We start from the raw sequence: 21,158 nt of genomic DNA, 5'->3' as shown, positions 1-21,158 counted from the left end.
GTGGAAAACGCTTAAGGAACACGGCACTTCAGTCCAAGTGTTTGCGGATGAAGGCGAGTGCCTGTTGATGGGCAGCGGAAATCGCCTGGGGGTCGCCGCCGCCAAGGCCGTGGCCGCCCTTTTCGACAGTGACGAATTCGTGCGCTACGCCCTGCTTTGTTAGTTCCTTATCCATATCGGCCGACTCCTGATAGGGAACATCGGTGTCGGCCGTGCCGTGGATCATCAGGATCGGAGGATATTGCGGGGTGATGTTACGCACCGGGCAGTAGCGGTCGAGCCTGGCGCTGTCCGTGTCTGGATCGAAGCCCGTGACCTCGCGCGTCCACAAGCCGTTCTGGCGCAGATATAGATAATAAGTGCCACGCGGTTTACTATCGCTGCCGGTCTGCACCTCGCCACCGACGACGCGGTACGCATCCTCCTTCGAAATCAGCGGCTGTTGTCGGTAGTGGGCCGACGGCGTGACATACCAAGGACCATCGACATCGCCATAGCCCCAATAGGTGACTAGCGCCCGGGGGCGTGGCTCGACGCAGATGCCCGTCATCATCGTGAGATAGCCGCCGGCTGATCCGCCACTCACCACGATCTTGGCCGGGTCGACGTGGAATTGTCGGACGCCGTCGGTATGAATCCAACGAAACGCGTCCTGAATGTCTTCGATGATTCCCGGCAGTTTGATTTCAGGTGCTAGGCGATAGTCGAGCGATATCAAGACATAGTTCTGCTCCCGACAAAGTTGACGGATCTCGCGAGGAATCCCGTCGCGATTGCCCATGATCAGGGCGCCGCCGTGGATCCACACAACAGCCGGGCGTGGCGTGTCATCATTACGACGATAGACGTCGGCATGAATCTTCGTCGGGCCGACGGTTTTGTAGGCGATCGTCTGCTTTTCCAAGGCCGGCTCCTCGGCACGCAGTGCGCCCAACGAAAAGAGCAGCAAGAACATCGTGGCGGCCAATCCGGCGATAACGCGCCACGCACGCCATCCCTCATAAGAAACAGCTGCGAAATGCTGCGCCAAGATAGCCGGTGTATGGGTGCTGCATCCCATGGATTGAACCTCCTGCGACGAAATGTGGCCGGAAATCACCGCCGAATCCACCAATTGGTACGCACCGGCGCGGCCGGCCGGGCGTTAGTCTGGCACGGTGCCTACGTCCAAGCAAGCACTACGCTTGCCAAGCGGGTCTCCTCGGGCGATGATCGCAGATCGAAATCGTGTCCCTGAGGGACCGCATGAGGTCAATGCTGAACAGCATTTGGGCACGGGCCCATTTTCGGTGGGCAGTACGTTTCCGCCATCAACATTATCAAGGTTGCCAGGGAGAACTTGCATGAGGGGATTGGATTTGAGTAGGTGCGTTGCGGTCTCGCTTTGCCTGCTCGTGGCGCTCTCTGGCGCGGTGCGTGGCGCAGATACGAAGCCGATCCGGGCACTGTTGGTCCTCGGTGGGTGCTGTCACGATTACGGCAAGCAGAAAGACATTCTGACCGCAGGGATCTCGGCCCGGGCGAATGTCGTGTGGACCATCGCCTACGACCCAGACAAGACCACAGCGCATAAGAATCCTGTGTATGACAACCCCGATTGGGCCGACGGCTTCGACGTGATCATTCACGACGAGTGCTCATCGGATGTGAAAGATATACAGGTCATCGATGGCATCCTCAAGCCGCACCGCGCGGGATTGCCTGCCGTGGTGTTGCACTGCGGTATGCACTGTTATCGTAGCGAGGGATACCCGAACGTCACGCCATGGTTCGAGTTCACCGGCTTGCAAAGCACGGGGCACGGTCCACAACAGCCTATCGCAATAACGTTCGTCGATCGCGAAAGTCCGATTACAAAGGCCCTGGAAAACTGGACCACGGTCAACGAGGAACTTTACAACAACAGCGCCGGGCAACTATTGGATACGGCACGGCCCCTGGCCCGTGGTGCGCAAGAGGTAAAGAATCGCGACGGCAAGGCGACCACGATGAATTACATCGTGGCCTGGACGAACACGTACAACGGCAAGGCCAAGGTGTTCGCCACAACCTTGGGGCACAACAATCAGACAGTGGCAGATCCGCGGTATCTCGACTTGGTGACACGCGGCCTGTTGTGGTCGGTCGACAAGCTGGACGATGCGCACTTGAAACCGGCCAAGTAGCATTTGGATGACGCCGAGTGGCTGGGCGGCAGCGCGGCATGTGCGGCGACTGCTGATTGGGCCCTCACATTCCCACGGTGTGAAAAGCCTAGCAAAAGGTTCCCCGACCAGCCTGCTTTGCCACGCCCAGGTGTTGGGCTGTTGGCCCTGCCGTGGCCTTTTGCTTGTATCGCCGTCGGGCGTGATCTAGGCTGAGCAATGTCTTCGCGAAGTCAGGTCGGTCACTAGTTGGCTCCTTTGCGAAAACCACGTCAGTTGCGCCGCTCGTCAGAAGCGTTTCTCGCCTCCAGTCCTGCGTTCGGGGGAGTGCCGTCATGAAGTTGACGTTTCGTCGGCTCTGGTCTCGCGTAGCTGCGATCACGTTGCTTGGGGTGATCTTGTCGCCCGAGCGAGCGCGGGCCGAGATCAACCTGGGAGTCATGGGCGACAGCCTGAGCGATGAGTACATGTTCAATGGCCGCACGTACGCGACGAACTGGACCGAGCAGTTTGCCACCTATGACAGCGCGAACCTTGGACCACTCGTCACGAGCCCTGCGAATCCTCCTCCGCGCGGGGAGGGATACAACCAAAACTGGGCGCTAGCCGGCGCGACCAGCTCCACGGTTCTGTCTGGTGGCCAGGCCAGCGGCTTGGCTGCGCAGATTCCAAACGCCGGCGGCGCGGGTATCGACTACGCGGTATTCGCCATCGGGGCCAATGATTTTGGTCCCGGCACGACGGCCTACAACGACATTTACGGGGGCGTGTGGTCGCAGTCGCAAATTACGAGCTACGTCAACAGCGTGGTCTCGAACATCAGCACCGCGCTCGGCGATATTCTGCCGACCGGTGTGAAAGTCGTCGTGGCGACCGTGCCGGACTACGGCATCACGCCCACCGTGCAAGCCGACTATCCCGACGCGACCAAACGGCAACTGGTTGCCAACGCCGTGGCACAGGTCAACACGGGCATCAATGGTATCGCGCAATCGGATCACATCGTGGTTGCCGATCTGTCGGCGATGATCAGCAAGGTGTTTGGTTCCGAAGGAAGCTTCAACACCACGGTCAAGATTGGCAACGTGACGATCAACCTGACCCAAAGCACGAGCAGTACCTCGTCGACCGCCGGATTCTGCGTTGATGGCATCCACCCATACACCACTTTGCAGGGGACGCTGGGCAATCTGTTTGCGCAGGCCCTGGATACCGGCTACAACGCCGGGGTCCCGTTATTCAGCGAAGCGCAGATTCTACAGCATGCGGGTCTGACCTACGGAGGCTCCGACACGCTGGCCGCTACGCTCGGTCCGTATTCAAACTACGTGATCAGCTACGCCCCGCCGCCACCGGGACTTGGTGACGCCAATGGCGACGGCATCGTCAACGGATTGGACATCAATAAGCTGGCCGGACACTGGTTGGCCGTCGGCAGCAATGTGGCTGGCGACGTCAACGGCGACGGTGTCGTAAATGGCTTGGACGTCAACACGATCGCCGGCAATTGGTTGGCGACTTACGGCACAGGAAGCGGGGCAGGCAGTGGATCAGCCGTGCCAGAACCCGCGACGTGGCTGCTGGGGTGTTGCGGCGGAACGCTGCTGCTCTTCTTGCGCCGTGTGGGCACACGTCCGCCCGGGCGCTGATGTCGCAAGGCCACCGCGGGCGCTAAGCGACAATGTCGTGTGCCACCTGGCCGGCCAGGTCGGTCAAGCGTACTTCGCGGCCGCTGTACTGGTACGTCAGCTTGGTGTGATCGAGCCCAAGTAGATACAGCATCGTGGCGTGTAGATCGTTGATGTGCATTTTCTTGTCGACGGCGTTGGTGCCGTGCTCGTCGGTGGCGCCGTGACGATAGCCCCCCTTCACTCCGCCGCCGGCCATCCACATGCTGAATCCGCTGGCGTTGTGATCACGACCGTCAGACTTTTGCGCAGCCGGCGTACGGCCAAATTCGCCCCCCCATACGACCAGCGTGTCCTTGAGCATGTCGCGTTGTTTCAAGTCGGCGAGCAAAGCCGCGATGGGCTTATCGATGCTGCGCGCGTTTGTCGTCAGCTTTGCGCGCAGGTCATTGTGCTGATCCCAGCCCCCCATGCCCAGTTCGATAAAGCGCACGCCAGCTTCGGCGAACCGCCGCGCGATCAGGCACTGCCGCCCGAAATTGTCGGTCCCCTTGGTGCCGACGCCGTAGGAGTCGCGCGTGGTTTGCGTCTCGTTCGAGATATCCATGATCGCCGGCACGGCTCCTTCCATGCGGAAAGCCAGCTCGTAGGATTCGATCAGGCCCTCCAGTTCGGTGTTGACGCCATCCTTGGCCAGGCGATCTTTATTCAAGCTGGCCAACAGGTCGAGCTGCTTGCGCTGCAATTCGGCAGACAGTCGTGGGTTGGCGATATTGGCCATGCGGCCGCCACCGTTTTTCTCCTGCACGCCATCGATCTTGATGCCCTGGTACGAGGCCGGCAAAAAGGCACTGCCGTAGGTTGGCGCGCCGCCGGTGGGATTGATCGTAATGAACCCGGGCAGCTCGGAGTTGTCGCTCCCCAAACCATACAGCGTCCAGGCCCCCATCGATGGGCGTTGAAAGCGGAACGTGCCGGTGTGCATTTCGATCACGGCCTGCGGATGCACGCCCACGTCGGTATACATGCTGTTGAGCAGACAGAGATCATCGGCATGTGTCGCCAGATTGGGAAATATGTCCGAGATCCACAGGCCCGAATGTCCGTGCTTTGCGAACTTGAACGGCGACTTCATCAACTTGCGCGAAGCCCCTTTACCGTCGGCCGGGCGGCCATCATCTGCCTGTAGCTTCGGCTTGTAATCGAAGGTATCAACGTGCGAAGGCGCGCCAGCCATAAACAGAAAGATGACCCGCTTGGCGCGGGCAGGAAAGTGTGTGGATTTGGGCACCAGAACGTTCGGCGACTCCGTGGCAAGTGTCTGCGAGGCCAGATCGGCCAAGGCCAGATAGCCAAAGCCGCAGGACACAGTCTTCAGGAGTGCCCGTCGAGAAAGACCGTGCTTGAAGATATTGTTGGCCATGTTCATGCCCTGCAGAGCTAAGAGGTGCAGATCAATAAACGTAACGAAACTCGCCGCATTCAAAGAGGGTCTGGCACAAGCTGGTCCAAGCCGCCACTTGCGGGCTGACCTTACCACCTGCCTGTTCCAACGCGTGACGATACTCGTTCAGGTACTTCGCCACCCGCTGGTGTTCGTCCTTGGTGGCCAGGCGAGTGAGTGCGTTGCGATAGGCCAGGTCGATTTTGGTCGACTGGTCGCGATCTTTTTCCGCCAGAATTCGCTTGGCCATTTCGGACGACTGCTGCAGAACGAAGGGATTGTTCATCAAAAACAGGGCCTGGGTCGGCACCGTCGTAACATCGCGCTTGCCGACGATCAGGCTCGGGTCGGCGGCGTCGAATACCTGCAGCATGTCGGGAACGTTTCCGCGGATCATGGGCAGATAGATGCTGCGCAAGCTGTTCGGCTTGCGTACGTCTTGCAGCTCGCGGCCGCGTACCGGACCGTTGCCGAGTTGCATGACGGGCGAGCCTTCGGGCCGCTCTAACTGCAACTGGCCGCTAGCCACCAGCATGGCGTCGCGAATTTCCTCGGCATCCAGCCGGCGCCGCTCCATGCGCCACAAGTACCGATTCGCGGGATCGAGATCGTGATTCTTGGCGTCATGCGCGCTGCTCAATTGATAGGTGTGACTGAGGACGATCGAGCGAATCAGTTTCTTGACCGACCAGCCTTCGTCCATGAATTGCACAGCCAGGGTATCGAGCAACTCGGGATGGCTCGGTTCGTTGCCGAGCGTGCCGAAGTTGTCGACGGAATCGACGAGTCCCTGCCCGAATAAATGCCCCCACACGCGGTTGACCATTACGCGAGCCGTCAGCGGGTTGCTCTTGTTGGCGATCCATTGTGCCAGCTCCAAGCGACCGCTGTGGCGTGGATTGATTTTTGCCGCTGGCGTCTTGAGCACGGTCAGTACGCCGCGCGGAACTTCAGGGCCCTTGTCCTTGATTTCGCCCCGTACCAGCACCTGGCAATTCGTCGGCGACCCGCTCTCGACGACGCCGACTGCGTAGTTACCCGGCGGGGTCGGCTCGGCCTCTAGCTTTTCGAGCTTGTCATTCAACTCTTTGACTTGCTCGCGCACTGCTTGCGGATTGACCTGCGTCCGAGGGGCTTGCTGCTTCCCTTTTCCCTTTTTTTGATTCGGACCCTTGCGGGCCTGTTTGGCCATCTTTTTCACATTATCGATCTGCGATTCGATCTGTGAGATCTCTTCCTGATGGGCTTTGGCCGCCTTCAGTTGCTCGGGCGAAGGCCGTTGGCTCTTGTCCGTGTCGATCAACGAGATCAGCTGGGCGTCGACGGCGCTCTTTTTGCCGGCCACGATGCCGGAGTAGGTGTCGCTGCTGCGGAAGATGCCCGCCAGCGCGTAATAATCGCTGGTGGGAATCGGGTCGAACTTGTGGTCATGGCAGCGGGCACATGCGATCGTCATCCCTAGTAGGGCGCGGCCAGTGACATCGATCTGGTCATCGATCACGTCCATGGCGAACTGTTCGGCATTCTTGGCATTGACCGCTTTTGGTCCCAAGGCCAGAAACCCTGTAGCGATGACGTGGTCGTTCTTTTCCTTGGGCCCGCGCGCCGGCAGTAAATCGCCCGCCAACTGCTCGAGGATAAATCGATCGTACGGCTTGTCGGCATTGAAGGCGTCGATGACGTAATCGCGATAGCGCCAGGCATAGCGGTAGGGGACGTTGCGATCTTTGCCCGTCGATTCCGCGTAACGAACGACATCGAACCAATGCCGTGCCCAGCGCTCGCCAAACTGCGGAGAATCCAAGAGCCGATCGACAACCGTGCCGAACGCTCCTGCTGAAGGGTCCTTCAAGAAGGCGTCCACTTCTGCAGGGGTGGGAGGCAATCCTGTCAGGTCAAATGTGACGCGGCGAATCAAAGTCAAGCGGTCTGTGTCGGCCGCCGGTGCCAGGTGTTCTTGCTCGCGGCGTGCTTGCACGAAACGATCGATATCGTTGTAGGGCCATCGCGAGTCGTTCACTTCGGGCGGCGTTACGCGCTTCGGCGGTCGGAAGGCCCAGTACTTGCGCGCCTCGGCCAGATCGATCTTGCCCTTGGGCTTGGCCGCTTTGCCGACGCGCGGATCAGGGGCGCCCATGTCGATCCACTGCACAAAGTCCTCGATCACGTCGTCGGGCAGCTGCGCCTTGGGGGGCATTTCGAGCCCCTCGTAGCGGATGGCCTCGACCAACAAGCTCGAATCGGCATGGCCAGGTAGAATCACTGCGCCGGAATCGCCCCCTTTGCGCATTCCTTCGGCAGTATCAAGCAGCAAGTGCCCCTTGGCTTTGGCGGCATCGCCCGAATGGCATTCGTAACAGTTGTGGACGAGGACGGGTCGGATGTGCTTTTCGAAGAAGTCGAGGCCTTCTTTCGACGGCCGTGAGGTCATCGTGGGCGCAGCACAATATGCTTTGCCAATCACGAGCAGCACCAACAGCACGGCCCCCGAACCGACGCGTACAGTCCGCATGGGATCCCCGAAATTCGATGTGCCGCGCCGGCCGGATGTCGTCCGCTTCAAAATCCATCGGCCGAGAGCTTATCCCTATTCTAATTCATTACGTATCTAACCCCGCAAGAGGAGCTTCCGAAGCTAACGAATCTGTAGGTTTTGGCGGATTTGTAGGCAGGTGTAATGCCTGGCGCGACGGTGCGTGACCCTGTCGGCTGGCCATCCGGCGTCAATACCCTGACAGATTTCAAGGGGCCAACGAAAGTGCCGGCCCATTCGTTACCACGCAAGACCGATAAACTTCGATGGGCTGTCACATTGCACGGATGGACTTTGACGTCAGATACCACGGCGGGAATTGCCGCCGCTGCTGCAGAGGATTTGCCGTCGAATGTCGAGGCCAACCAATCCGCTCCAGCCGTCGATGAGCCGTGCGAACAGAGGACCGGGCTGCCCACTGCCAATTGCCGTGCCGTTGATTCGTGTTACCGGCAGAAGGCAATAGGATGTGCTCGACAATAGCGCCTCGTCAGAGCGAAGAGCTTCCGAGAGTGCGATATCGCGCTCGACAAACGGGATGCCGAGTTTTCCTGCCAGTTCGCTCACTGTCTGCCGGCTGATCCCTGGCAAAGTACGGGCTAGCGGGGGAGAAACGATCGTGCCTTGTTCGACCATGAGAAAGTTGGCGGCGCTCGTTTCAGTGACGTTTCCATCCAGATCCAAGAGCAATGCCGAGGCATCCGGATCGACGGATCGCGCCTCCTGCTCGGCCAGGTAATAATGGAGCCGGCTGCGATTCTTTATCTGTGGGTCATAGCACTCCGGCGGTACGTGACGGATCTGGGGAGTGATTAAATGGGCTCCGTGCTCGATCTTGGCCGCCCACATGTGCAATGCCAAGGGAAACGTGTGGACGCAAATCGTGGGCGTCGTGCGGACGGCCTGATTCGGCGAACTGGCGTAGCGGCTGTACTCGCCGGCGGTGACGAAATGGATCAAACCCAACTCATCGTCAGTCTCGATTTGTGCCGCGTTGTGTGCCAGCAACTTCTGCGAAACCTCGGACAGCTCATCGCGAGACATGCCGATGTCGAATCCCACGGAACTCAAAGAGCGAAACAGTCGATCCAAGTGATCTTGCAAACGAAAGGGTTGATGACTGAAGGTCCGCGTCATCTCGGTCACCGTGGCCCCAAATACCAGGCCGGCGTCGTAAATCGCCAAATGCGCGCGCGAGGCCGGCAGCAGATCGCCGTTGAGGAATACTAACGGTTCGCTCACGAGGATTCTTCAAGCCATGTTGAGATTCGGATCGTAACTTGCGATTGCAAATAGGCGCGGGGCTAAGCGCGCGCCGCCTTGAGCCATAACCCGCCGTCGACTACCAGTGTCGTTCCGGTGACATAGGCCGCTTCCTCCGAAGCGAGAAACGCAGCGGCATTTCCTACATCGGCCGCGGTTCCTAGCCGACCCCAGGGAAGTTGTGGACCATCCCGCGCGATGGCTTCGTCACCGAACGCGGCACGTTCGCCCGGCGTATCGATCCAGCCGGGCTCGATGCAATTGACGTTGATTCGATGCGGCAACAATTCGTTGGCGATCGTGTACGCCATGTTATTCAGTCCAGCCTTGGCCGCATTGTAGGCCACGCTGCGCGTATAAGGAATTCGCGCCTGCACGCTCGAGATGAACACGATCTTGCCCCCCGCGCCGCGATCGACCATGTGCCGCGCAACCAATTGGCTGATGTGAAAGCCGGCCACCAGCGTGCCGCGCAGAACCGCTTCGAACTTTTGGGGATCGAAGTCGAGAAACGGTGCCCGTGCCGTGTAAGCCGGGCTACTGACCAGAATGTCGATCTGCCCCAACCCTTCGACGGCGGCGGCCACGATCCGCTCGCACTCGGCGCGGTCGAAAGCGTCGCCTGGAACACCGACGGCCTGCCGGCCTAACCTGCGAATATCGGCTAGCACCGCCTGCAGTCCAGGTCCATCGCTTCGATCATTGAGCGCCACATCGGCACCTGCTGCCGCGAGGGCCATGGCACAGCCCTGGCCGATTCCGGATGCTCCGCCGGTAATGACGGCCTTCTTTCCTTGCAACTTCAACGGTCTCTCCTTGCACGGTGACGGCGAACGATGTAGTGCGTCGCGAAGCCAATTCTGCCATGTCGACGGTCTACTGCCCAGGCACCCGGCAGGTGAACAGAACACGCGGGACGCGAACCTGCGCGGTACGACGCGCATGCGCTGTGTGCGATCGAAAGCTGGCACGCGAATTAGGCGGCGGCGCGAAGGTTCCGCATCAGGTTAGGCTGAGCGAGGCGCAGGCCTGTTCCAAAGACATGCGCCCGGCCCGCAGGCGGTCGCGGGTATCTCGCAGCGCCAGGCCGTCTCGTAAGACGGTTAACAGTTGCGACGTACTGCCAATTTGGATGACATCCGTCGATTGCACCGTAACGTTGCCAAAATGCGTGCGGACGACATTGACAAAATCCAGCATCAGGTGCAGCACCTTGGCGATGTCCGTCAGGCTCATGCCCCGCAGCAAGCGTCCGCGACGAATCGATACGTCGATCCTGATGGGTGCCATTGCGCCATGGTCGCGAAAAGGTCCGGTCAGCACGCGAATGTCGCGCAGAATCGCGGCTAGGCCCTCTCGCTCTGCAAGGTCGAAGTCCACCGGCAGCCGATCGGCGAGCCACAGCAGCGTTACCTGAGGTTGACCGAGAAGCGCGGACTTGTCGATAAGACGGATGATGCCGCGAGATATATCCGAGGCCAGGGCGTCCTTGATGACCGCCATCGTGAATTCACTCGCGCGACGCAATAAGTCGATGCTTTCGTTGCCGGAAAACAATGCACGATACGTGTCGAACTCGCGGTGTAACCGCGCAACCTCGCCGTCAAGTTGATTAAAGGCCTGCTGAAAATCGTCGGGCGGACGTGGGCTCGTCATACGGGGCTCAGAGTGCAACCGGAGTTGCTAGAGACGTCCGAGGCAGAACGACTTTGACCGCAAAGACGTCCCGGTCCAGACTCACAACGACCGTGCCGCCGAGAACCTCAATGATTTTTTGGCACAATGACAGACCCAGCCCGCTGTGCAATACGGCGTCGGTCCGCGCCGTATCGCCGCGCCAAAAACGACTGAAGAGCTGTCCAATGTCTTTGTCCTTTAATTGACAGCCGTTGTTGGCAACAATGATCCGCGGATTGCCATCGGCAAAACGGGCCGTGACGCGAATCCAGCCCCCTTCGGCCGCGTAGTCGACGGCATTCTCGAAGAGATTCTTGAAGACGAGCGAAGCTTTCTCGCGATCGAGCTGTACGACTGCGTCGACGTCGACATCCCATTGCAGATCGAGCTGCCGCCCCTGTGCCGTCGAGGCATAGGGAGACCAACAAGCGCGCAACAAGTTGTCCATTGGGACCGATTCGGAAGTGACGGTCAGTTGCTGAGCGTCAGCGCGGGCCAGCATCAACAGGTTGCCGACCATCGCCTGCATGCTCTCGATTACACGAAGACATTTGCCGATCACCAGTTGATAGGCCTCGGGCGAGCGCGGCCTGGTTGCGCAAACGTCTAGCGCGGCGCGTAAGCCGGCTAGAGGCGTGCGCAACTCGTGTGCCACATCGGCGGTGAATGATTTCTCTCGTGTGAGCGTCGCATCAAGTCGCGCCAACAACTCGTTGAGCCGCTCGACGACGGGGGCCAACTCCGCGGGAGCGTCAGCCATTTGCAATCGCTCGGCCAGATCCGCGATGCCCACCTGCGAAATCCCGGCGGCCAGGATATTAAGGGGTTTCAAACCTTGTTGAATAAGCCGGTCGAGCAATAAGATCGACAGTGTCACGGTGAGCCCCATCACGATCAGCAGCGACCAGGCCAATGTTGCCAGAGTGGCATCGAGTTCGACTGTGTCCCGGATCACGGTGATGATTAGCGGGTCATGCAGTGGCTCCTGCACGTTTGGGCCGGCATCCTCCAAGCGTGGTTGAAACTCGAGCGATACTTGCCGTGCGGCATTACCATCGGGCAAGGCGATCGATTGATAAGCGACGACGTCCGCAAGAGGCGCCGGCTTCTCGAGATCCCGGTTTGCCAGCGAGTGTGATTTGGCCTCGGTATGCCCGTTGGATGACCAAATCTGGAAATAGTGCGGCCGCTCCTCTCTGGCGTATTCGGGCAGTTCCCCCAGTTCGAACTCTAGAACGATCTCTCCTCCCATCTGCTCGACCTGCGAGGCCAAGGCGCGCGCTTCAAGCTGCAATTCCGCATCGAAAGCGTTCAGTAGCGAAGCGCGCATGGGAACGTAGACGGCCACCGCTGCGACGGCGAACATCAAAACTAGTAGCGTGGTCGTCCGCGACAAGAGGCGGCTGCGAACCGAGGGCATCAAGGTTTCTCCCCCAGGCAATATCCGTGGCCACGCCGCGTATGGATCAGCTTCGGCAGATCGGGGCTTTCGATTTTCCGCCGTAACAGGCGGATGAAGGCATCGACCACGTTGCTATCCGCCGTCGAATTGAACTCGTAAACGTGTTCCCAAATCTCGGTTCGCGACACAACCTGCCCGGCGCGCGACGCCAGAAACTCGAGCAAGGCAAATTCTCGGGCACTCAGCTCGACGACCTGCCCTCCGCGGCGAACGGAGCGCGTCGTTGTATCGAGCTCCAGATCGGCCACGCTGATCGTGGGAGACTTCGCGTCGTACTTGCGCCGCACCAGGGCGCGTACGCGCGCGAGCAATTCGGCAAAGTCGAACGGCTTTACCAGGTAGTCATCGGCTCCGGCGTCGAGGCCGGTCACTCGATCGGCCGAGGTATCCTTGGCAGTCAGAATCAAGACGTGCGTTCCCCGGCCCTCGCTACGCAGCTGTTTAAGGATCGAAAGTCCGTCGATTTCAGGGAGCATCAGGTCCAGAATGATGACGTCGTAATCAATCGTCGTGGCATACCACAGACCTGTCTTTCCTTCCGCGGCAACATCCACAGCGAACCCTGCTTCGCGCAGTCCCGTGGCGAGGGAATCTCGCAGCAGCTCGAAATCCTCGATCAACAAGACTCGCATGGCCCTCCAAGAGTGTGCGCCGGGACAAGAGGTGTTTTTGCGGAATGTGAGATTCAGAATCTACTGGTAGTCGCAACTGATCGCGGCACAGGTCTGGCGAAACCGGCCACAATTTAACGTGCCAACATGAAAAGAACGTGAAAAGCTAGCGAGAAAGACGCGCCGACGCATCGTTTATGGGCCCAATCCCCAGGTCCGCCCAGATGATTACAATCTACCCGCCGACGGAGCATTGGCCTCCTTCGACTACTATTAGTTGCGGCATATTTAGTTAGACGGTGACGAGCGCGGGCCCATGGCGGCTCGCTTGATCGAGGAGCTTTGCGCATCGGACGCGGCAAAATGGCGTCGCGCCACGTGCGCCGCGGTCGGGTCATTGCAGGCGCGGATCGTGCTCTGGGACTCTATCCACGACGCGATCAAGGCCTGCCGCTGATCACTGCCGAACGATTGCCAGGCAAGTGAACGCCTGGGAACAATGATAGTCCGAACTTCTCGCTCTGCTCAGCCCGAAATCGATCGGCAATTACGGCGGAGGCAAGCGGAGCAACTTCGGCTCGGATGACGGTTCTTCCGTCGCCTTGCTCTCAATGTAGCGGGCTTGTTGCACGTCGGTATTCTCAGGCTCCGTGGGCGATTCCGGTTTCTCGTGCTTGGCGGCCTCGCGTTTAGACATCGTGCGGCCGGCGACATGCCCGACCGCCGCGCCACCTGCGCCAAGCACCGGCCCGCCCCACCAAACCGAAGAAACGAAGGCACCCCCCAGCGATGTGCTCGCCGCGCCCATTTGTGGGAACAACACATGGTATGCCTCCTGCTCGACTTCCCAATCATCTTGATCGCGGGCGTAGCCGATCACGTCGCGCACGGAACGGCCATCGCTTAATAATCCCACCAAGGGCAATTCTTGGGTTACGGCGTAGGTGCCCGGCAGCTTGTGGGAGTGAACGTCTTTGGCATAGGCTGCCTCGCGCAGCACAACGGCCGCGACGTCGGAGTTAAGGTCCAAGCTATTCGTAAAGGGGTCGTAGCGATCGCCGCCGAAAATACGCCCCGGAAAGATCGTGTAACCGATCACGCTGAGCGAGCCCACGGTGTAACGCCACCCCGCGCTGACAAGCTTGTTGTCGCGCAGCCTCCGCCACCGATCCTTCGGGGCATACTCGTTGACGAATACGCGGACATCCGTCAACTCGTTTTTCACCAGATACGTCTTCAGCTTTTCTTCTGTCTCAGGCGCGATATTGTGGTCGTTGATCTTGGAATTCATGGGCAAGATGCGGGCCGGGAAACCAACAATGTTGGCGATACGGTCGAGCGTCTTATTGGGAGCGCCCCGTTCGATCACCACACTTGGCGGCGGCGCTTCCTCGGCCGTCGAATCATGGAAATGCCCGTATTGATATGGCTTCAGGGCGCAGCCTCCCAGGGGGAGGCACCACATGATGCACGCCCAAAGAAACCGACCTTTGCGGTACGGCGGAATCATCCGATCGACCAAGATAAGGTCCAATGCGGGGGTAGGGCTCCTACCCCGGACCCGTCGTCGCGCACCCCGGAGAGAGCGGTAAGGCGAAACTGATACCTCTTTCCAAGGTGCTCCACAAGACCGCTTGAACGAGTCACAGGAGGGCTAGCATGGACGCCGCCGGGTTGCCTGAATAATTTGCAAGCATCATGCACGGTCTGCTTTGATGCCGCTCGTTTGTTTTGCCAGCTACGCTATGCTGCCACTGCGATCCGTTCTGGTGCGGATCTGTTATAAGCGCCGAGACGTGTCAGCGCCTCGGAAGATTCCAGTGACCAACTTGAAAACATTAACCGCTGCGAAGACGACGTGGTGCGCATGCTGGCACGTTGGTTGTCACTCCCGAGATGGCCCTGGAGCGCTTCTTTCAGTTCGACAAGCCGCCGCGATTTCTGGCGCGGCATGCCGCGATTTGTCGCAAGGCCGGCGAAGGGCAAGTCCGTGCCGACGTAAAGTTGGCCGGCTGGGATCTCTTCCATTCCGTGTGCCGAAGGAAATCGTTGTCAAGCAATCGGTCGGATTCCTGAATGGCTTCTGACCCGGTTCAGCACCGCTTTGCGATTGCCGCTTCGTAAGTAATGCGGAAATGAGGGGATGCCCAATCGGCTAGCCCCGATCGAGTACCAGCACGCCCTACGTCCTGGTCTTGATTGCCACGCCGAGTCGGTTAGCCTAGATTGATCATCGACCGGCACTGGCCGATGCCGGAAGGGGGAAGGGACTGGGGTATGGCACGTCGCGCGGCAGGCAGCTTTGCGCAACAACACGGTGTTTGGATAAATAAACCAGCGAAGCGGCGCGCACGGTGTCGCGCGCGCGCGTTGCGTTTAGAGTCGCTTGAAGAGCGCTATCTATTTGACGCCGCCAGTTCGCAGATTATTGCCACGCCCACCGCGGCGCCTGGCGATTCGGTCGTCAACGCTTCATCGGCATCCATCACCTCTATCACGGCGGCCGGTTCTGGAGCGGCGACGGCCGGCGCTTCGTCGGCCAGTGATCAAGACGCCTCGTCCGGAGGGGCAGAGCCGCTGGTTAACCTGTCCTCGCCATTTAAACCTGCGCAAATTGCAATGGTCTATGGATTCAACAATATTTTCTTTCCGCCGAACGGTCCAAGCGGCCCTACCAAAGGGGATGGCACCGGCCAGACGATTGCCATCGTCGATCCGTGGAATCAGCCGAACATTGTCTCGGACCTGAAGGCCTTTGATCACGCGTTTGGTCTGCCGGATCCTCAACTGACAGTCGTCAACCAAAACGGCAATGCCTCTCCGTTGCCAAGCAATGCGCCGAAGACGGGCGATAATGCGAATGCCGGCATCGAGATCTCGCTCGACGTCGAGTGGGCGCACGCGCTGGCGCCCGGGGCAAACATCTTGCTTGTCGAGGCGACCGACAACAGTTTTTCGAACCTGGATGTTGCAGTTTCTACCGCGGTCCATTCTGGTATCGGCACATTGTCGAGCCTGCCGGCGGCTTCGGTCGTTTCGATGAGCTATGGTGCGATCGAGACCTTCTCGCAGAACGATCCCGCCCTGTACAGCACTCCGTCGGGCAAAGTGGGCGTGACGTTTATCGCTTCGAGCGGGGATTCCGGAGGGGCGGGCGAGTATCCCGCCACCGATCCGAATGTGCTGGGCGTCGGAGGCACTACGCTCTCGATCGCAGCCGACGGGACATACGCCGGCGAGGTAGCCTGGATTGACAGCAACGGCGGCCCCAGCCCCAATCCGCAATTCTCCTACCAGCACGGCGTACAGCCGTCGGGAGGATCGAATCCCGGCCTCCGCATGGCCCCGGATGTGTCCTTCGATGCCAATAACGCTTCGGGTGTATATGTATACGACACGTACGACGGCAGTATCAGCCAACCTTGGTTCAATGTCGGCGGAACTAGCTTGGGGTCACCCTCTTGGGCCGCGTTGGTGGCCATTGCCGATCAGGCCCGCGGGACGGCGGGCGCCTTGCCCGGCCTCACCACATTGAACGACCTCTACGCGCTCTACTCCAATGGTAGTTACGCCTATGACTTTCTCGATGTGACGTCCGGAACGAATACGGGCGGTTTGTCCGCCGGGCCAGGTTATGACTATGTAACCGGTCTGGGCAGTCCGCGCGCCAATACGATCGTGTCAGCATTGGCGGGCATCAGCGAAGTGCCGACCCCGACGGCACCTAGCGGAACCGTGAGTACAACGACTCCCACGTTTCAGTGGTCATCAGTCCCAGACGCGACGGGCTATTTTCTGACAATCGTTGACACGACCACGCAGACCACGATTGCCAACGGCATCTCGGTGACTGGCACCAGCTACACGCCGGCCGCGGGGTTAGCCACGGGGGATAGCTTCCAGTGGAAGGTGCAGGCATTTGACGGAGCCGGCGCGCTGGCCGCGGCCAGCAGTCCACTGTCTTTCACTGTGATGAGCATTAACCACGCACCGACCGGCACTAATAACACGATCACCGAATTTCAGGGGACGCCCTACCAGTTTGCCGCGAGCGATTTTGGCTTCAGCGATCCCAACGACAATCCGCCGAACTCGCTGCTGGCAGTCGAGATCACTACTGTGCCTGTGCCCACGGTCGGAACTTTGGCCGATAACGGCGTGGCGGTTACCGCGGGGCAATTGGTTAGCGCCACCGACATCGCCGCCGGATTGCTCACCTTTACGTCGTCCGCCGGCGCCAGTGGCTCGCCGTATACGAGTTTCATGTTCCAGGTCGAGGACAACGGCGGTACCGCTAACGGCGGCATCAACCTGGATCCGTTGCCCAAGAGCATGACGATCAACGTTGTAGTGCCGCCGCGTGTCGCCGCGGTGGTGGTCGACGGCTCGACCTGGGCGCCAACCTTTCAGAGTGCCTTGCAGAACGCGGGTCTAGGCGCGACGGGCTATCAAATCCCCGTCGGCTCGTCAGCGCAGTTGCAACCGTTGCCCTGGAACACCTTGAATCAGATCCAGATCACATTCAATGAGAACGTGAACGTCTCGGAGAATAGTCTGGTAGTCACGGGCGTGTCGGTGGGCCAGTACGCGTTCAACGGATTTAGCTATAGCAATACAACGCACACGGCTATTTGGACGTTGGCCAGCCCGATCGGCACGGACCGACTAACACTCGATCTAGTGTCGACCGGCGTGAATGCCGTTACCGATTCCTTAGGCAATCCCCTCGACGGGGACTGGACGAATGGCACAAGCGTGTTTCCGTCGGGCAACGGCAGCCCCGGTGGCGATTTCCGCTTCGGCGTCAATATCCTGCCTGGCGACACAAGCCCAGACGGAGTCGTCAACGGTCTGGATATTAACCAGATCGCGTCGCATTGGCTGTCGGTGGGCGGCCTGGCCGGCGACATCAATGGCGATGGCATCGTCAACGGCTTGGACATAAATGTAATCGCTTCGCAATGGTTGAAAACGCTCCCGGCCGGCGGCGGTTCCGGAAGTGGCGCCGGCGCGGGCGATATCGATACCGTCGGAACCGGCAACGCCACGATCGATAATATTAACGGCGCTGCGGCCAGCGCTGCAGTTATCCAAGTAGCGCAAAACGACGCCAATGGCAGCGTGCTTGCCGCAGCGCGGGCTGACGTTGCGGCGTTGAGCGTTGCCAGTGCGAACGTGACGAGTGCTGTGGCATCCTCGCCGGCACAGCTGCTCTTTGAGCTCGCGCCGTCGTTCGCCAGTCCGCAGGCGCTTGATCGTACGGCATCGTTTATCGGCAAGCTCGACGCGCCGCAGTTTGCTGCATCGATCGACCACGTTCTTTCACAGAAGTCGGTCAGCGGCGGCCTGGCGGGTTTGTCGACTTTATCCTCGGCGGCACATCAATCAGGCAAATCTGTGCCGAATTCGTCGAAATGGCCCGTCGCTGATGCCGGGACCGCCATGTTTGGTCAATTGCTGGCTTCGAGCGTCGACGAAGACTTGCTCGATGTGCTGGCGGCCGACGGGCGATTTAGAAGCGCGTAGCGAACGCACTTTTTCCGAACGACGCGCCGTGCACAACAGTATTTCAACTGCCTGAATTCGATCCGGCAAGCAAGACAATCTGGCGGCATTGGGCGGCGGCTTAGTCTGCTTCCGGCACACCCATCAATTGCCAGCGGGGACTTCCGACTGCCCGCGCGTGGAGAGCGTTTGCCACGTAGCCAGATCAATCGATTCGTTAAAGAACTGGCAAGATCCGTCGGCCCGCAATGCATTCACACCGCCGGGGTGCATACTTCTGGCGGCACGCCAACCATAGGCTGTGTTACGCAAAGTCGGTTGCCCTGATTGGTTCGCACCCATACAGTCGGTGCCGCGGTAGTTTGGCGGGTAATAGTGATTGTAGAGTGCGCACCGCAGTTCGCCGTCAGCCCAGGAAAAACCGCGACGATTGGTGAAGTTCCAAATCGTTGGTGCGGCGCAGATCGCGTCACTTATTGGCGCACCCAGATAGAAAGAGTAATCGCGGCGAGGATCCACTTGCGACGCTACGGTCAGTGGCTCCAAGCCGGTACCTAACAAACTTTCAGAAGCCGCGAGCGTTTGTGAGGAACCGTCAATGATATCGGCGAAGCGTGTCGCCGAATTGACGTAGAACAATCCGTCGGCCGCGATCGGACTTCCGCCCGGAAGGCCGGTGCCGGCGCACATCGCATAGTTGGTCGGGCCGAAGCCGATGTCCGTTACTTCCTGAATATCACTTGGACAAAGTAGCAACGGAATCACAGTAGCGAAAACGATGCCGTTCTGTGCAGCCGCCGGGCCGCTCGCGCCATACATGGGCACGGTGAGGTCCAGCGCTCCGATCAGGTTTCCTTGTTCGAAGTAGGGGGCCAGGTACGCGAACGCCGACCAGCGATAAAAAGTTTGGAGAAAGCTTAGATTCCCCGGAGGATAGGCCTTTGCCACAGAGCCTGTAGGGAATTGTCCATTTGCGCTTTCAAAATCATGTAACGCAAGCCCAAGCTGCTTGAAATTGTTTTCGCAGCTCATGCGCCGCGCGGCCTCGCGGGCCATTTGCACCGCCGGCAGCAATAGTGCGATCAGCACCCCGATGACGGCGATCACCACCAGTAGCTCGACGAGCGTGAATCCGCGTCGTTTTTTCTGCATTCGACGCATAGAAGGCAACCGCCGGCACACTCGCTAGGATCCGATCGACTTCCGACGCCGTAGTGTACTCGTAAGTCCACAGATCCCGATACCGATCAGCATGGCCATCGTCGAGGGCTCGGGCACGTTGGCTCCGGCTCCGCCGCCCGAGCCGCCGCCACCATAGATGCTGTTGGTATGAAGCCAGTTCTGGGCGATCAGATTGATATCCAGACCATTGATGACGCCATCGGCGTTGACGTCGCCCGACGGACTGCCAGATAGCCAGTGGCTGGCGACCAGGTTGAGATCGAGACCGTTTACAACACCGTCGGCATTAGCATCGCCACCAATCGGCGTGAGGGTGATAGGACCAGGGCTGCCCAGTGAGGGAGAGGTGGCAAAGGTATTCCAGGTTGAACCTGCGGCGTCGTACGACAGCACGGCGCCCGGCGCCAGGCCCGGTCCCAGAGTCGATACAAGCAGTTGGCCTCCCTGCGTGAAGGCGATGCCATCCGGAAACGAATTTGCGCCGGTCGTCGGCAAGGCCGTCACATAGTCGGCCGTACCGCCCGCGTTCTGGTGGAACTCTTGTACCGAAGCAGTAAAAAGGTTCACTACGTACAAATCGCCATTGGGGCCAAAGGCGATGCCGCTGGGCGTGGTCATTCCGCTGCCGGCTGCGTAGGTGGTCATCGCATGCGTGAGCGTATTGTACTGAACGACTTCGTTGGCATTGAACAGGCTGATGTACAGGTTGTTGGGATTGCCGCCGAGGCTGGCCGGACGAGGATCAAATGCCAGGCCTGAGGGGCCGAGCGGTGCGCCGAAGTTGATCGCGCCGTTCGAGGTGCCGGTCGTGGCGCTGTATGTGATAACACTCGTCCCACCATAGGGAATAGGAGTCGGCGTTTCGGCGCCTACGATATTGCCGTGGTCGGCCACGTACAAGGTAGAGCCGTCGAACTTCAGATCTCCCGGCTGCACGAGACCGCCGCTCCCCGGAGCGACAAACGTGTCGATGTATGCGCCAGTCACGCCGTTGTAACGACGCACCTCGCCGATGCCGGTGTCGTCGTTTCCTTGCGCGATGAAATAGCCAACGTACAGGTTGCCATCCGGGCCATAGGCCGATCCCTCAGCCTGGTAACCGTCACCAACGTAGCCGGGGTCGGCCGGATTGCCGGGGCTGCCGACGGGCTGCACGACCGGCTGGCTGCCGACGGGCGCACCAGTCGTCTCGTCGAATCGATAGACGCCGGTCGAATTACCAAAATACCCATAATCGGGCACCACCACGTCAGCTTGGGCGACCGAGGAAGTTACCACTACGAGGAACGCAAACGACAGAAAACGCGAGGTGATGCTCGAGAGACGCATGCGATACTCCGCTTCTTTTCGGGGATGTCAAAACTAAGATGCCGACTGCAACGATTTACAATGGGGGTCGGACGAATTACTGGCTTCCAGGCCATTAGCCTGGCACTCTGCCGTTTGCCGGCTCCAGCGATTCACTACGATGCTCGCCAGGATGGATAACTGGGGCAGGCCGGAATTATTCGGTGGGGTTAGGTCTATGTCAAACCGTAGATGCATGAACCCTTGGACGATTAATCAGACGATTGTACAATCGTACGGGCGTGACATTGTTATCACGTTTTATTCCACTGTGCAAGTCGCCAGGGGTATTTTCACGTGGGAGTAACAGTTCGTGGCAGTCTTGCACAATACGCTGCGCGAACGGCATGGGCCCAGGGTGG

At 59.5% G+C, this 21,158-nt stretch carries 14 protein-coding genes; 3 read left to right on the top strand and 11 right to left on the bottom strand.

What is annotated here, in order from left to right:
- Window positions 1-28: 28 nt before the first annotated feature.
- Window positions 29-1,060 carry an alpha/beta hydrolase gene (locus VGG64_27910; protein ID HEY1603462.1) on the bottom strand — a complete coding sequence of 344 codons (1,032 nt, stop codon included), beginning with the start codon at window positions 1,058-1,060 and terminating at the stop codon, window positions 29-31.
- A gap of 298 nt (window positions 1,061-1,358) precedes the next feature.
- Here VGG64_27910 and VGG64_27905 point away from each other — a divergent pair, with 298 nt between their 5' ends.
- Together VGG64_27905 and VGG64_27900 are read left to right on the top strand one after the other, a co-directional pair.
- Window positions 1,359-2,165 carry a ThuA domain-containing protein gene (locus tag VGG64_27905; GenBank protein HEY1603461.1) on the top strand — a complete coding sequence of 269 codons (807 nt, stop codon included), beginning with the start codon at window positions 1,359-1,361 and terminating at the stop codon, window positions 2,163-2,165.
- A gap of 314 nt (window positions 2,166-2,479) precedes the next feature.
- Window positions 2,480-3,793, top strand: coding sequence for a dockerin type I domain-containing protein (locus tag VGG64_27900; protein ID HEY1603460.1), 1,314 nt, complete (start codon window positions 2,480-2,482; stop codon window positions 3,791-3,793).
- Between the two features lie 22 nt (window positions 3,794-3,815).
- Here the strand turns inward: VGG64_27900 and VGG64_27895 are convergent, their stop codons facing one another.
- The 8 genes from VGG64_27895 to VGG64_27860 all read right to left on the bottom strand — a co-directional run bounded on the left by VGG64_27895 (window position 3,816) and on the right by VGG64_27860 (window position 14,227).
- On the bottom strand, window positions 3,816-5,195 hold the full coding sequence (locus VGG64_27895) for a DUF1501 domain-containing protein (GenBank protein ID HEY1603459.1): 1,380 nt from the start codon (window positions 5,193-5,195) through the stop codon (window positions 3,816-3,818).
- Between the two features lie 31 nt (window positions 5,196-5,226).
- Window positions 5,227-7,728, bottom strand: coding sequence for a PSD1 and planctomycete cytochrome C domain-containing protein (locus tag VGG64_27890; protein HEY1603458.1), 2,502 nt, complete (start codon window positions 7,726-7,728; stop codon window positions 5,227-5,229).
- Window positions 7,729-8,049: 321 nt separating this feature from the next.
- The gene (locus VGG64_27885; protein HEY1603457.1) at window positions 8,050-8,991 is read right to left on the bottom strand and encodes an aminotransferase class IV; all 942 of its coding nucleotides are present in this window, start codon (window positions 8,989-8,991) and stop codon (window positions 8,050-8,052) included.
- A 62-nt stretch (window positions 8,992-9,053) separates the two neighbouring features.
- Window positions 9,054-9,818, bottom strand: a complete 765-nt coding sequence (locus tag VGG64_27880; GenBank protein ID HEY1603456.1) for an SDR family oxidoreductase — start codon at window positions 9,816-9,818, stop codon at window positions 9,054-9,056.
- Window positions 9,819-10,014: 196 nt separating this feature from the next.
- Window positions 10,015-10,668: a hypothetical protein gene (locus VGG64_27875; protein HEY1603455.1), complete on the bottom strand. Its 654-nt coding sequence runs from the start codon at window positions 10,666-10,668 to the stop codon at window positions 10,015-10,017.
- A 7-nt stretch (window positions 10,669-10,675) separates the two neighbouring features.
- Window positions 10,676-12,109 carry an ATP-binding protein gene (locus VGG64_27870; protein ID HEY1603454.1) on the bottom strand — a complete coding sequence of 478 codons (1,434 nt, stop codon included), beginning with the start codon at window positions 12,107-12,109 and terminating at the stop codon, window positions 10,676-10,678.
- On the bottom strand, window positions 12,109-12,783 hold the full coding sequence (locus VGG64_27865; protein ID HEY1603453.1) for a response regulator transcription factor: 675 nt from the start codon (window positions 12,781-12,783) through the stop codon (window positions 12,109-12,111). The genes VGG64_27870 and VGG64_27865 overlap by 1 nt, the downstream gene beginning before the upstream one ends.
- Window positions 12,784-13,309: 526 nt before the next feature.
- The gene (locus VGG64_27860) at window positions 13,310-14,227 is read right to left on the bottom strand and encodes a hypothetical protein (GenBank protein ID HEY1603452.1); all 918 of its coding nucleotides are present in this window, start codon (window positions 14,225-14,227) and stop codon (window positions 13,310-13,312) included.
- Between the two features lie 812 nt (window positions 14,228-15,039).
- On the opposite strand from VGG64_27860, the gene VGG64_27855 reads away from it, so the two are divergent.
- Window positions 15,040-18,288, top strand: a complete 3,249-nt coding sequence (locus tag VGG64_27855; protein HEY1603451.1) for a dockerin type I domain-containing protein — start codon at window positions 15,040-15,042, stop codon at window positions 18,286-18,288.
- 123 nt (window positions 18,289-18,411) lie between these two features.
- On the opposite strand, the gene VGG64_27850 is transcribed toward VGG64_27855, so the two are convergent.
- Together VGG64_27850 and VGG64_27845 are read right to left on the bottom strand one after the other, a co-directional pair.
- Window positions 18,412-19,428, bottom strand: a complete 1,017-nt coding sequence (locus VGG64_27850; protein ID HEY1603450.1) for a DUF1559 domain-containing protein — start codon at window positions 19,426-19,428, stop codon at window positions 18,412-18,414.
- A gap of 24 nt (window positions 19,429-19,452) precedes the next feature.
- The gene (locus tag VGG64_27845; protein ID HEY1603449.1) at window positions 19,453-20,778 is read right to left on the bottom strand and encodes a dockerin type I domain-containing protein; all 1,326 of its coding nucleotides are present in this window, start codon (window positions 20,776-20,778) and stop codon (window positions 19,453-19,455) included.
- Window positions 20,779-21,158 lie beyond the last annotated feature (380 nt).

This window comes from Pirellulales bacterium (genome assembly GCA_036490175.1).
In the GTDB taxonomy this organism is placed as follows: Bacteria; Planctomycetota; Planctomycetia; order Pirellulales; family JACPPG01; genus JACPPG01.
The sequence above is the reverse complement of the archived record's forward strand: the minus strand, read 5'-3'. Positions and strand labels throughout refer to the sequence as shown.